Below are 12,288 nucleotides of genomic sequence, written 5' to 3'. Positions count from 1 at the left end.
CGGGTGTGGGCCTTCCGGGCCGGGAACCGCCGCCCCGTGCTGGCGGTGGCGGCGGACGACGCGGCGGCGCTCCAGGCGCTGCTGCGCCCGCTGCCCCATTATGGCCGGCAGAGCTGGCTCGTCTTCGAGGGCACCCGCGCCGCGGACCGCGGCGTCTGGCCCGCCGGGGACAGCCCGTTGCGTGCGTCTTTCGAGTAGCCCCGCCCGCCCCGCATCTGTCCTTGGAGCATACCCCGCCTTTGCCTGTTGTAAGGGGAAACGGCGCGCGTCGCGCGCGTTCTGCGGGAGAATGCACATGTCTCGGATGACGACGAGTTTCCTGGGAACCCTGGCCGGCATCGGCGTGGCGGCGGCGCTGGCCCTGCCCGCCGCGGCGGCCCCCGGCGACATCCACACGGTGACCGGCGAGAAGGTGAACCTGCGCGCGGCCCCGTCCGACAACGCCTCGATCCGCTCCACCGTCACCCGCGGCGACGAGGTGATCGAGCTGAAGCAGGAGGGAAGCTGGATCGGCGTGCGCTCGATGCGCACGGGGGAGGAGGGCTGGGTCTTCGGCGACCTCGTGAAGCGGCAGACGCCCAGCACGCTCGGCGGCGCGTCCTCCGCGGCGTCGGACGCCGGGTTCGGGCGCATCTCCTCGGGCTTCGACGGGCTGCTGGCGGGCATCAACAACCAGCTCGGCTACCGCTTCGCGGAGCGGGTGGAGCAGTCGGGCAACGGGGCGCTGCGCGTCGTCCCGACCCAGGAATGGCTCTACAACACCAGCCGCGAGGCCAAGATCTACGCGACGCTGGCGCTTTACGAGATGTGGAAGAACCACAACAACGGGCGTCCGGTGAGCGTGGCGCTGGGCACCCCCGGCTCCTCGGCCATCGCCATCGAGGATTCGGGGCGGGGGCCGGAACTGTCGCTGCCTCTGATGGGCGCCTCGAAGTAGGGGAACGGACGGGGGAGGGCGCGTCGCCGTCCCCCGTGCCCCATTCTTGATCCGCATCAACGCCAGCGCCCCCCGCCGCCGTCCAAATGCCGGTTCGGCAGGCCGAAAGGGCGGGGGCGATGAAGTACGTCGATGAATTCCGGGACGCGGGTCTGGCCCGCGGCATCGCCGCCGCCATCGGGCGGGAGGCGGCGACCGGGCGGTCCTATCACCTGATGGAGTTCTGCGGAGGCCACACCCACGCCGTGTCCCGCTACGGCATCCCCGACCTGCTGCCCGACAATGTCCGGATGATCCACGGGCCGGGCTGCCCGGTCTGCGTCCTGCCGGTGGGGCGGATCGACGACGCCATCGCCATCGCGCGCCAGCCCGGCGTGATCCTGTGCACCTACGGCGACGTTCTGCGCGTTCCGGGATCGGGGCGGGTCAGCCTGCTGAAGGCGAAGGCCGAGGGCGCGGACGTGCGGATGGTGCTGTCCACCATGGACGCCCTGCGCATTGCCGAGGAAAATCCGGGCCGCGAGGTCGTCTTCCTCGCCATCGGCTTCGAGACGACCACGCCGCCCACCGCGGTGGCCATCCACGCCGCCCAGGCGAGGAACCTCGAGAATTTCAGCGTCTTCTGCAACCATGTCCTGACCCCCGCGGCCATCCGGGGCATCATGGACAGCCCGGAGGTGCGGACGCTGGGCACGCTGCCGCTGGACGGCATCGTCGGGCCGGCCCATGTCTCCGTGGTCATCGGCAGCCGCCCTTACGAGTTCGTGGCCGAAGCCTACCGCAAGCCCGTGGTCATCGCCGGGTTCGAGCCGCTGGACGTGCTCCAGGCCATCCTGATGCTGATCCGTCAGGTGAACGAGGGGCGGGCGGAGGTGGAGAACCAGTTCACCCGCGCCGTGAGCCGCGACGGCAACCAAAAGGCCCAGCGGATCGTCGCCGAGACCTTCGAGCTGCGCCCCGGCTTCGAATGGCGGGGCCTCGGCTCGCTTCCCGACAGCGGCCTGCGCCTGCGGGACAGCTTCGCCGCCTTCGACGCGGAGCGGCGCTTCGCCGTGCCGGGCCGGACGGTCCCCGACCACAAGGGCTGCGAGTGCGGCGACATCCTGCGCGGGGTGAAGAAACCCAGCGATTGCAAGCTGTTCGGCACCGTCTGCACGCCGGAGAACCCGATGGGCTCCTGCATGGTGTCGGCGGAGGGCGGGTGCGCCGCCCACTACACCTACGGGCGGTTCCGCGATCACCGGGCGGCGGCGTCATAACTTTCGGTTTCAGTTCACAACTGTTTGTCACGAAATATTTCGTCGGGGAAGCCATTCGCCCGTTGCACGGCTAACGTTTTTGCGGGGGTCGGGAGGTCGCTGCTAGTTTCGTTCCTGAACAAAAGAACAGGAGGGGACTCCCGTATGAAACGCCGTTCGTTCCTTGCCAGCGCCGGTGTCGGCGTCGCGGCCAGCACCCTGGCGGCTCCGGCCATCGCGCAGAGCACGCCGGAAGTCCACTGGCGCCTCGCCTCCAGCTTCCCGAAGAGCCTGGACACCATCTACGGCGCCGCCGACGTCATTGCGCACCGCGTCGCCGCCATCACCGACAACAAGTTCACGATCCGCCCCTTCGCCTCCGGCGAGATCGTCCCCGGCCTCCAGGTTCTGGACGCGGTGCAGAACGGCACCGTCGAGTGCGGCCACACCGCCAGCTATTACTATGTCGGCAAGGACCCGACCTTCACCTTCGACTCGACGGTGCCGTTCGGCCTGAACGCGCGCCAGCAGAACGCCTGGATTCTCCAGGGCGGCGGCATGGAACTGCTGCGCGACTTCTTCAAGGGCTACAACGTCGTCAACTTCCCGGCGGGCAACACCGGCACCCAGATGGGCGGCTGGTTCCGCAAGGAGATCAAGACCGTCGATGATCTGAAGGGCCTGAAGTTCCGCATCGGCGGCTTCGCCGGACAGGTGCTGACCAGGCTGGGCGTCGTGCCGCAGCAGATCGCAGGCGGCGACATCTATCCGTCGCTGGAGAAGGGCACCATCGACGCCGCGGAGTGGATCGGCCCCTACGACGACGAGAAGCTGGGCTTCAACAAGGTCGCCAAGTACTACTACTACCCCGGCTGGTGGGAAGGCGGCCTGAACGTGTCGCTCCTGGTCAACCAGCAGAAGTGGGAGGAGCTGCCGAAGCCCTATCAGGCGGCGCTGGAGGCAGCCTGCTTCGAGGCGCTGGCGATCATGAACGCCAAGTACGACGCCGACAACCCCGCCGCGCTGAAGCGGCTGGTGGCCGGCGGCGCCCAGCTCCGCCCCTTCCCGCGCGAGGTGATGGAGGCGTGCTACAAGGCGGCCTACGAGCTGTACGACGAAACCGCCAAGGGCAACCCGAAGTTCGCCAAGATCTACGAGCCGTGGAAGAAGTTCCGCGACGAGGAATTCCTGTGGTTCCGCGTCGCCGAGAACAGCTTCGACAACTTTACCTTCACCGCGGGCCAGCGCCGGTGATGATGGGCCGTTGAGGAAGGACCGGTGCGGCGCGATCCGGCGCCGCACCGGTTTCCTTTTACGGCGTGGCGGCGCGGGCCTCCGCGGCGGCCTTCCTGGACAGGCGCTGCAAGTCCTGCGACGCGCGGTCGGCGATGCGCTGGGCGGCGACCAGCGTGTCCGTCAGATTGCCGACGTCCGGCGCGATCTCACCCGCGGCGTCGGACATCTCGTCCAGAGCCTTCACCGCGGTGTCGATCAGGCGGATGACCAGCCCCGCAGGGCCGTCGGCGTTGTCGTACCCAGCCATTCCAAGTCTCCAAGGTTGCGCAACTCAGCCCGAACGACACGGCGCCGAGTTTCCATGGAGGCTGCGGGTTGCGCAAGCCGCTTGTCGCCGCCCGGTCCTTCCCGCCTGCGGTCAGGGTTTCGTCATGCCGGCGATGGCGCGGGCGACGGTCATCCATTCGTCGCCGGGTTCGGCGTCCAGAAGGGCCAGCAGGGGCGGCCAGACGCCCAGCCGGCTGCGGCGGCGCTGGGCGGCGAAGCGCTCCACCTCCTCCGCCGTGGGCAGGCGGTCGGCCTTGCGCTGGTTGCAGCGGCGGTGCGCCAGCACGACGTTCGGCGCCGCGTCGAGGCCGCCGTAGGCCAGCGGGATCAGATGGTCGAAGGTCGCCTTCGCCCCCACCGGCTCCCCGCAGTAGAAACAGCGCCCGCCCTGGAGGACGTCCATCAGGCGGTACTCGTCCGGGCCGACGGGCATGGCGGGGCTCCCCAGGAATTTCACACCGGCAGGCGGATCAGCACGCGCAGGCCGCCGTAGGGACTGTCGCTGAGCGTGATGTCGCCGCCGTGGCTGCGGGCGACGTCGCGGGCGATGGTCAGGCCCAGCCCGGCCCCGCCCGTCGCCTGGTTGCGGGAGCTGTCCAGGCGGAAGAAGGGCTTGAACACGTCGTCGCGCGACGCCTGCGGAATGCCCGGCCCGTCGTCGTCCACCAGGATGTCGATGATGCCGTCCCCGCGCTCCGCCCGCACCCAGATGCGGTCGCCGTGGCGCCGCGCGTTGGACAGCAGGTTGGCGAGGCAGCGGCGGGTCGCGTTGGGGCGCAGCGGCAGGGTCAGCCCGTCCGGCGCCACCAGGGCGACCTCCGCCCCTTCGCGGCGCACCCCGGAGACCACCTCGTTCAGGATGCGGGTCAGGTCGGTCGGCTGCACGGCCTCCGTCCCCTCGCCGCGGGCGAAAGCCAGATAGCCCTCGATCATCGTCTCCATCTCGGTGACGTCGGTCAGCAGCTCCTCGACCTCCGGCCCGTCGCCCATCATGTCCAGCGCCAGCTTCATGCGGGTCAGCGGCGTGCGCAGGTCGTGGCTGACGCCGGCCAGCATCTCCGTCCGCTGGGTGATCTGGCGGTGGATGCGCTCGCGCATGCGCAGGAAGGCGACGGCGGCCTGCCGCACCTCGGTCGCCCCTTCCGGCTTGAAGTTGCGCACGTCCCGCCCCTTGCCCAGAGCGTCCGCGGCGGCGGCCAGCCGCTTGATGGGGCGGATCTGGTTGCGCATGAAGATGATGGCCACCGTGAACAGCACCATGGCCGAACCGACCATCCACAGGATGAAGATGTAGCTGGTCGGGCTGAACAGGCGGCGTTCCGGCGACATCACCGACAGCACGCCGTCCGGCATCTGCACGCGGATCTCGTACCAGTCGCGGGTGATGCGGGTGTTGATGGCGAAGGGCCTGCGCACCCGCTCGTTCAGCGCCTTGCTGAGCGTGTTCTCCAGCATCCCGCGCGGCTTCGGCGGGTGTTCGGGCAGGGTGCTGCCGGGCTCCAGCGTCACGATCAGGTCGGTGCTGCGGGCGGTGGCGGCCAGCGTCCAGTTGCGGCCTTCCGGCGTCGGATCGTGCTCCAGCATGCCGATGACCATGGCGATGTCGCCGGCCACCGCGAAGGCCAGCCGGTTCGTCATGGTTTCCCAATGCCGGTCGTAGAAGATCCAGGTCGCCACCGCCTGCGCCAGGATCACCGGCGTCACGATGATCAGCAGCGACCGCCCGAACAGCGTCCGGGGCAGGAACCGCTTCAGCAGCCCCGTCTTCTCCCGGCGCGGCATGGGCATCGGCGCGGCGGCGGTGTCGGTGGTCATGTCCCTGGTCCTGATGCTCTGGCGGCCCCGGTCAGGGGTCCGGTCTCAACACATAGCCCTCGCCGCGCACCGTATGGAGGTAGCGCGGCTCCCGCGGGTCGGGTTCGATCTTGCGGCGCAGGCGGGTCACCTGCACGTCGATGGTGCGGGCGTTGCCGGCGACCTTGCTGCGCTCCGTCAGCTCCTCGCGGGAGAAGATGGTGCCGGGGGAGGCGGCGAGCACGCGCAGCAGCCCGGCCTCCGCCGTGGTCAGGCGGATCACCTCCTCGCCCGCCCGCAGCTCGTCGCGGTCCGGCAGGTAGATCAGGGGGCCGAGCCTGACCGGCTGCGGCGGTTCCGGCTCCGCCGGGCGGCTGGCCTGGCGGCGCAGGATGGAGTTGATGCGCAGCAGCAGCTCGCGCGGGTTGAAGGGCTTGGCGAGGTAGTCGTCGGCCCCGGCCTCCAGCCCGGCGATGCGGTCGTCCGGCTCGCCCCGCGCGGTCAGCAGCAGGATGGGCAGGTCGCGCTCCCGCCGCAGCGATTCGGTCAGCTCCAGCCCGGTCTCGCCCGGCATCATGATGTCGAGCACCAGCAGGTCGAAGGCCAGCCCGGCCAGCTTGGCCCGCGCGTCCGCGGCGTCCTTCGCGGTGCTCACCAGAAAGCCGTTGCCGGCGAGATACTTGCGCAGCAGCTCGCGCAGGCGGGTGTCGTCATCGACGACCAGGATGTGGGGCTGGTCTTCTTCGGTCATGGCGCGACTGTAGCGCAACCGCGCGCCGCGCACCAAGGGAAGCGGCGCCGGTCAGGCCGCGGCATCGGCGCCCGCGGTCAGTTCCGCCAGGGCGGACAGGATGCGGTTGGGCGGGGCGGGCTTGGTCAGCACGAGGCAGCCCGCGGCCTTGGCGGCGCGCACGAGGTCGGCGGACAGCTCTCCGGTCAGCAGGATCGCGGGGACATCCCGTCCCAGAATCCCGCGAAGCGTCTGGATGCCGCTCAGCCCGTCGGTCCCGCCGGGCAGCCGGTAGTCGCTGAGAATGGCCGAGGGCGCCTGAAGCGTGGCCTGGGCGGAGGCCAGCGCGGAATCGAAACTGTCCGCCGCCATCACCCCGGCACCGGCCTGCTCCAGCAGCAGGGTCAAGGAGTTGCGCTGCAACGGATCGTCCTCGACCACCAGAACCCGGCGCCCGGACAGGCGCCCGGCGGACCGGACGGGGGGCGCCGGCTCCGCCGCGCAGGGCGCCGCCGAAGACGGCGGGACGGCGGGCGCGGGGACGCGGGGCAGGGTGACCGCGAAGACCGACCCCCGCCCGACCCGCGACCGGACGTCCAGCGGGTGGCCGAGCAGGCGGGCGGTGCGCTCCACGATGGACAGGCCCAGCCCGGCGCCGCGCGACCCGTCGCGGGCGGGGTTGCCGATCTGGTAGAACTCCTCCCAGATCGTGCCCAGTTCCGCCCTGGCGATGCCCTGGCCGCTGTCCCAGATCTCCACCCGCACCGTGTCGCCGCGCGGCCGCACCCCGACCACCACCCCGCCGTGCGCCGTGTATTTGACGGCGTTGGACAGCAGGTTGCGCAGGATGGGCTGGAGCCGCGCGGGGTCGCTGCGCACCCAGGCGGCGGTGGGCATCACAGTCAGCCGCAGGCCCTTGGCCTCGGCCTCCGCCCGCAGTTCGGCGGCGAGCTGTTCGAGAAGCGGGGCGAGGGGCAGGGCGCCGGCCTCCACCGGCACCACTCCGGCCTCCAGCCGCGACAGGGTCAGCAGATCGTCGAGCAGCCGCTGCCCGGCCTGGAGCGAGGCGGAGGCCATGGCGCCGAGCTGCCGGAGCGTCGGGTTCGGCGCCTCCTTCAGAAGTAGCTCGTGGAAGGCGGCCAGACCCTGGAGGGGCTGGCGCAGGTCGTGGCTGACGGTCGCCAGCACCTTCATCTTGGCGAGGCTGGCCGTCTCGGCGCTGCGCAGGGCCCGTTCCAGCTCCGCCGTCCGCAGGCGGACGCGCTCGTCCAGGCTCTGGTTTGCGCGCAGCAGCTCGGCCCGGACCGCCTCCTCCCGGCCGGCTCCGGCCAGGGCGAAGGCGAACAGCAGGGACGCGCCGGCCAGGATGCCGCCGCTGATCGCCGCGGTCCACGCCGCGCGCTCCCGCCAGGGGACCAGGATCTCGGACAGGGGGCGGCTCGCCACCACCACGACCGGCAGGCCGCTCAGCATCCGCGCCGCGGTGATCCGCGTATCCTCCACCACCGCCGGCCCGTCCGGCGGGTCCCAAGGCTGCGGCCAGGCGGCGGCGGGCGGCTCGACGCCGCTGTCCGGCGGCCATTCGGCCAGCTTCTCCCTGGCGCCGGTGAACAGGGCCAGCCGCGCGCCCTCGCCCCAGCCGGCCTCCCCGTACAGCCGCGAGAAGTAGCTATTCTGGATGCCCGCCACGGCGATGGCCAGCAGGGTTCCGTCCTCGCCGCGCAGGGCGCGGCTGATGGTGAAGCGCCCCTGGCTGATGCTGGGGCCGGGCAGGTGGGAACCGACATGGAGCCCCGGCGGCGGCCCCTGCGTGGCGGCCATGTGGGCCTGGGCGTAGTCGCGTGCGGACAGGTCGCGCGGCGGGGCCGGGTGTTCCGCGGCGTCCAGCAGCAGCCGGCCCTGCGCGTCGAGCGCCCAGACCCCGCCGACCTGCGGCAGGCGTTCCGCGCGGGCGCGCATCGCGGCCTGGATGCGCCGCCCTTCGGCGGGGTCGCGGCGGTCCCACCGTTCCAGCGCGTCCAGCAGCATGCGCAGCTGGGCGTCCCCCGCTTCGATGGCGCGGCTGGCGTGTTCGTCCAGAAGATGGGCGGTGGCGGAGAATTCGCGGCGGGCCTGATCCAGCGTGGCGTGGCGGTCGCGCGACACCGACAGGGCGGACACGCCGACGCACAGGGCGGCGAAGGTCAGGAAAGCGGCCACGAGATGGGCGCGCTGCATGCCGCCGGCTCCTTCAGGACTGTGTAAAGCAAAAGAATCGAAGCGGTGCAACTATGGGCTAAGCAACAAGCCCGGGACAACTCCGCCGAAGGGCAGGGCCGATGCGGCGGGGAGAGCAAAAGTCGTGAGGCGAGACGGCCGCCCGGGGCCTTGGCGGATGGGATCGGGTTGCATCCCGGCCTTTCGATCCCCACGTGAGGAGGGTCGAATTTCTTTGGGTCTACGGTCCGCCTGCAGGTCGCTGCGTCTGGTCCTTCCCCTTTGTGATTTGATGTGAACCCGCGGCAGGAGCGCCGCGGGCAACCTCGTTCAAGGAACTGCCAGATGGCTACTGGAACCGTGAAATGGTTCAACACCACCAAGGGCTACGGCTTCATCCAGCCGGACGACGGCACGGCCGACGTGTTCGTGCATGTTTCTGCCGTGGAGCGGTCGGGCATCAACATTCATGAAGGCCAGAAGCTGTCTTACGAACTCCAGCGCGACCCCAAGAAGGGCAAGAGCGCCGCGGCCAACCTGAAGGCGGTGTGATCTTTTCGCGCTGATTTTCCCGGGGCCGCTCCGTTCAAGGGCCGGTTGCCCCCAATCCCGCAACAGCCGCTTCACAAAAGAAACGCATGCCCCACGGACCGCCGGGCCGCCCGTGCGGCGCCAAGGGGCACGATGACGATCACAGGAGGCATGCATGGCATCCGATAACCGCAGCGCGGATCGGAATGAGCTCGACTCCATGACCCGCGAGTTTCTTGCGAAGGGGGGCAAGATCGTTCACTGCCCGCCGGGGTCTTCCGACAGCGTGGTGTACAAGCGCACCTCCTTCCGCCGCCGCGGCGCCGCCAATGCCGCGGGCAAGGAGGGCGCGGAGGGTGCCGTCGACACCCCGCCGGCGGATGCGGCCCCCGCCGCTGCTCCTGCCCCTGCCGAGGCGCCCGCCCCGGCCAAGGATTGACCTGACCAAGGATTGACCAGGGCAGTCCGCGGCCCGGTTCCTACCGCTTCACGGCGGCGAGCCGGGCCGGCGCCGGGGGGGCGAACTTCACCCGGTCCTCCTCGTCCATCATCCCCAGCATCACCTTGCGGAAGCCCTCCACGGCCTCCGCCCCGGCCATGCGGTAGGCGCGGGCGATCCGCTGCCGCTGCGTTTCGGAAAGCTGGCGTTCCAGCTCCACGCCCTTGTCCGTCAGCTCCAGAAGACGCTGCCGCCGGTCGCGCACGCCCGTCTGCTGCTGGATGAACTCCTGCCGGACCAGCTCTCCCAGCACGCGCGACAGGCTCTGCTTGGTGATCTTCAGGATCGCCAGAAGCTCCGACACGGTGATCTTCGGGTAGCGCCCGACGAAATAGATGACGCGGTGATGCGCCCGGCCGAAGCCGATCTGCGCCAGGATCTCGTCCGGCTCCGCGGTGAATTCCCGATAGGCGTAGAACAGCAGCTCCATGCCCGTGCGAAGTTCCTCTTCGCGCAGGAAAAGCTGGTTCACCCCCGCTTTTATGTCAGCCATGTTGACGTGATCGGTGCGATTCGTTACAAATGGGTCAATAACCCAGACATAAACGAACAAAGGCTGCGAAACAAGTGCGGCCTTCGACAATTCCAATCCATGTCCCGGGCAACGGGCCAAAGACCGAGGTGGGAACCGCCATGTCCATCCTTCCCTTCGACGACCGCGACGGCGTGATCTGGTACGACGGCGCGCTGGTGCCGTGGCGCGAGGCGAATCTGCACGTCCTGTCGCACGGCCTGCACTATGCGAGCTGCGTGTTCGAGGGCGAGCGCGTCTACAACGGCAAGGTCTTCAAGCTGACCGAGCACAGCGAGCGTCTGGCGGCCTCAGCCCGCATCCTGGGCTTCGAGCTGCCCTACTCGGTGGCGGAGATCGACGCGGCGACGAACGAGACGGTGAAGGCGATGGGCTTCACCGACGCCTATGTCCGTCCGGTGGCGTGGCGCGGCAGCGAGATGATGGGCGTGGCGGCGCAGGCCAGCCGCATCCACGTCGCCATCGCCGTCTGGCAGTGGCCGAGCTATTTCAGCCCGGAAGCCAAGATGGCCGGCATCAAGCTGATGTGGGCGCCGTGGCGCCGCCCGGCCCCCGACACCGCCCCCACCGCGTCGAAGGCGGCGGGCCTCTACATGATCTGCACCCTGTCCAAGCACGAGGCGGAGGCCCAGGGCTATCAGGACGCGCTGATGCTCGACTACCGCGGCTATCTGGCCGAGGCGACGGGGGCGAACCTGTTCCTGGTGATGGACGGCAAGATCCACACGCCGAAGCCCGACTGCTTCCTGGACGGCATCACCCGCCGCACGGTCATCGACCTCGCCAAGGCCCGCGGCATCGAGGTGATCGAGCGCCACATCCAGCCGGAGGAACTGGCGAACACGCAGGAGGTCTTCCTGACCGGCACCGCCGCGGAGGTGACCCCGGTGGGCCAGATCGGCGACCACCGCTTCACGCCGGGCCGCGTCTGCGAGACGCTGGTGAAGGACTACGACGCGCTGGTCCGCGGGTAAGGCGCCGGAAGGTCTCCGAAATGGGGGACCGCACAGGCGGAAAGGGCGGGTTGCCGCGGCCGCCGGGTCTCCCCATCCTACCTGACGGACGAAATGGACGATGGTCGGGAGGATGCGGGCGATGCGGCGTGTGATCCGGGCGGTGGCCGCCCTTGCGCTTGGCGCGCTGCTGACGGCGGGAAGCGCCGCGGCGGCGGACAAGGTCCGCGTCGGGTCGAAGCTCGACGCCGAAAGCGGCCTTCTCGGCACGATGATCCTGCGCGTGCTGGAGGCCAACGGCATCCCGGTGGAGAACCGGATCCAGCTCGGCCCCACCCGGATCGTGCGCAGCGCCCTGCTGGCCGGGGAGATCGACGTCTATCCGGAATACACCGGCAACGGCGCCTTCTTCTTCAACATCGACGGCGATCCGGCCTGGAAGAACGCCGCCGCCGGCTACGAGACGGTGAAGCAGCTCGACCGGGACAAGAACAACGTCGTCTGGCTGGCCCCGGCGCCCGCCAACAACACCTGGGCGATCGCCCTGCGCCGCGACGTGGCGGGGCCCAACAACCTCGCCACCATGGAGGATTTCGCCCGCTGGGTCGGCGCGGGCGGCGGGGCGAAGCTGGCCGCGTCGGCGGAGTTCGTGGAAAGCCCGGCGGCGCTGCCCTCCTTCCAGAAAGCCTACGGCTTCACCTTGAAGCCCGACCAGATCCTGGTGCTGGCCGGCGGCGACACGGCGGCGACCATCCGGGCGGCGGCGGAAGGCACGTCCGGAGTCAACACCGCCATGGTCTACGGAACGGACGGCGCCATCGCCGCCCTGGACCTCGTGGTCATGAAGGACACCAAGGGTGCGCAGATGGTCTACGCGCCGGCCCCGATCATCCGCGACGGCGTGCTGGACGCCCATCCCCGGATCAGGGACCTGCTTGACCCGGTCTTCAAATCCCTGGACACCGAAACCCTGCGCGGGCTGAACGCGAAGATCGCGGTGGAGGGGCAGGACCCGCGGGCGGTCGCCACCGCTTACCTGAAGGCGAAAGGCTTCCTGAACTGACGGGATGCCCCGGCTGATCCACAACCGCGTCGCCCTGCTGCTCGCCGCCGTCACCGTGACGGCGGCGCTGGGCCTGCCGTTCCTCGGTTTCGCGCCGAACCGGCTGCTGTCGGGGAAGGGCATCGCGCTGGGCGCGGCGGCAGCCGGATGGAGCGGGGCGGCGCTGCTGCCGGTGGCGGCGCTGCTGGCGGTGCCCTTCCTGCGGGGCGGGCGGTTCGTGGACGCCGTCTACACGGGGGGCGGCGTGCTGGC

At 70.2% G+C, this 12,288-nt stretch carries 13 protein-coding genes and 2 pseudogenes; 9 read left to right on the top strand and 6 right to left on the bottom strand.

The genetic code is table 11. The annotated features are described in order from the left end of the window. From QSG27_RS23895 to QSG27_RS23880, 4 genes and pseudogenes are all read left to right on the top strand, one after another. Positions 1–198, top strand: a pseudogene (locus tag QSG27_RS23895) (M1 family metallopeptidase); the annotation flags it as partial. 106 nt (positions 199–304) lie between these two features. After that, entirely contained in the window at positions 305–937 is a 633-nt protein-coding gene (locus QSG27_RS23890; RefSeq protein ID WP_306710551.1) for an SH3 domain-containing protein, read from the top strand. 119 nt (positions 938–1,056) lie between these two features. Then, positions 1,057–2,196, top strand: coding sequence for a hydrogenase formation protein HypD (gene hypD / locus QSG27_RS23885; protein ID WP_306710549.1), 1,140 nt, complete (start codon positions 1,057–1,059; stop codon positions 2,194–2,196). A 144-nt stretch (positions 2,197–2,340) separates the two neighbouring features. Next, on the top strand, positions 2,341–3,429 hold the full coding sequence (locus tag QSG27_RS23880; protein WP_306710548.1) for a TRAP transporter substrate-binding protein: 1,089 nt from the start codon (positions 2,341–2,343) through the stop codon (positions 3,427–3,429). 58 nt (positions 3,430–3,487) lie between these two features. On the opposite strand, the gene QSG27_RS23875 is transcribed toward QSG27_RS23880, so the two are convergent. From QSG27_RS23875 to QSG27_RS23855, 5 genes are all read right to left on the bottom strand, one after another. After that, positions 3,488–3,718, bottom strand: a complete 231-nt coding sequence (locus QSG27_RS23875) for a hypothetical protein (RefSeq protein WP_306710546.1) — start codon at positions 3,716–3,718, stop codon at positions 3,488–3,490. 111 nt (positions 3,719–3,829) lie between these two features. Further along, complete coding sequence (locus tag QSG27_RS23870; RefSeq protein ID WP_306710544.1) at positions 3,830–4,171, bottom strand: HNH endonuclease; 342 nt, start codon at positions 4,169–4,171, stop codon at positions 3,830–3,832. Positions 4,172–4,191: 20 nt separating this feature from the next. After that, a complete protein-coding gene (locus QSG27_RS23865; protein ID WP_306710542.1) occupies positions 4,192–5,553 on the bottom strand; it encodes an ATP-binding protein in 1,362 nt (453 codons plus the stop codon). Positions 5,554–5,584: 31 nt separating this feature from the next. Continuing rightward, positions 5,585–6,283 carry a response regulator gene (locus QSG27_RS23860; RefSeq protein WP_306710540.1) on the bottom strand — a complete coding sequence of 233 codons (699 nt, stop codon included), beginning with the start codon at positions 6,281–6,283 and terminating at the stop codon, positions 5,585–5,587. A gap of 51 nt (positions 6,284–6,334) precedes the next feature. Further along, a complete protein-coding gene (locus QSG27_RS23855) occupies positions 6,335–8,479 on the bottom strand; it encodes an ATP-binding protein (RefSeq protein WP_306710539.1) in 2,145 nt (714 codons plus the stop codon). A gap of 324 nt (positions 8,480–8,803) precedes the next feature. On the opposite strand from QSG27_RS23855, the gene QSG27_RS23850 reads away from it, so the two are divergent. Together QSG27_RS23850 and QSG27_RS23845 are read left to right on the top strand one after the other, a co-directional pair. Then, the gene (locus QSG27_RS23850) at positions 8,804–9,010 is read left to right on the top strand and encodes a cold-shock protein (RefSeq protein ID WP_306710537.1); all 207 of its coding nucleotides are present in this window, start codon (positions 8,804–8,806) and stop codon (positions 9,008–9,010) included. A gap of 154 nt (positions 9,011–9,164) precedes the next feature. Next, positions 9,165–9,428 carry a hypothetical protein gene (locus QSG27_RS23845; RefSeq protein WP_306710535.1) on the top strand — a complete coding sequence of 88 codons (264 nt, stop codon included), beginning with the start codon at positions 9,165–9,167 and terminating at the stop codon, positions 9,426–9,428. 40 nt (positions 9,429–9,468) lie between these two features. On the opposite strand, the gene QSG27_RS23840 is transcribed toward QSG27_RS23845, so the two are convergent. Continuing rightward, positions 9,469–9,981: a MarR family winged helix-turn-helix transcriptional regulator gene (locus QSG27_RS23840; protein ID WP_306710533.1), complete on the bottom strand. Its 513-nt coding sequence runs from the start codon at positions 9,979–9,981 to the stop codon at positions 9,469–9,471. Positions 9,982–10,121: 140 nt separating this feature from the next. Between QSG27_RS23840 and QSG27_RS23835 the strand changes: the two genes are divergently transcribed. The 3 genes and pseudogenes from QSG27_RS23835 to QSG27_RS23825 form a co-directional block, all read left to right on the top strand. Then, the gene (locus QSG27_RS23835; RefSeq protein ID WP_306710531.1) at positions 10,122–10,994 is read left to right on the top strand and encodes a branched-chain amino acid aminotransferase; all 873 of its coding nucleotides are present in this window, start codon (positions 10,122–10,124) and stop codon (positions 10,992–10,994) included. Between the two features lie 121 nt (positions 10,995–11,115). After that, positions 11,116–12,036 carry a glycine betaine ABC transporter substrate-binding protein OsmF gene (gene osmF, locus QSG27_RS23830; RefSeq protein WP_306710529.1) on the top strand — a complete coding sequence of 307 codons (921 nt, stop codon included), beginning with the start codon at positions 11,116–11,118 and terminating at the stop codon, positions 12,034–12,036. A 4-nt stretch (positions 12,037–12,040) separates the two neighbouring features. Then, positions 12,041–12,288: pseudogene (locus QSG27_RS23825) on the top strand (ABC transporter permease); the annotation flags it as partial.

The sequence above is a fragment of the Azospirillum isscasi genome, assembly GCF_030849505.1.
In the GTDB taxonomy this organism is placed as follows: domain Bacteria; phylum Pseudomonadota; class Alphaproteobacteria; order Azospirillales; family Azospirillaceae; genus Azospirillum; species Azospirillum isscasi.
The sequence above is the reverse complement of the archived record's forward strand: the minus strand, read 5'-3'. Positions and strand labels throughout refer to the sequence as shown.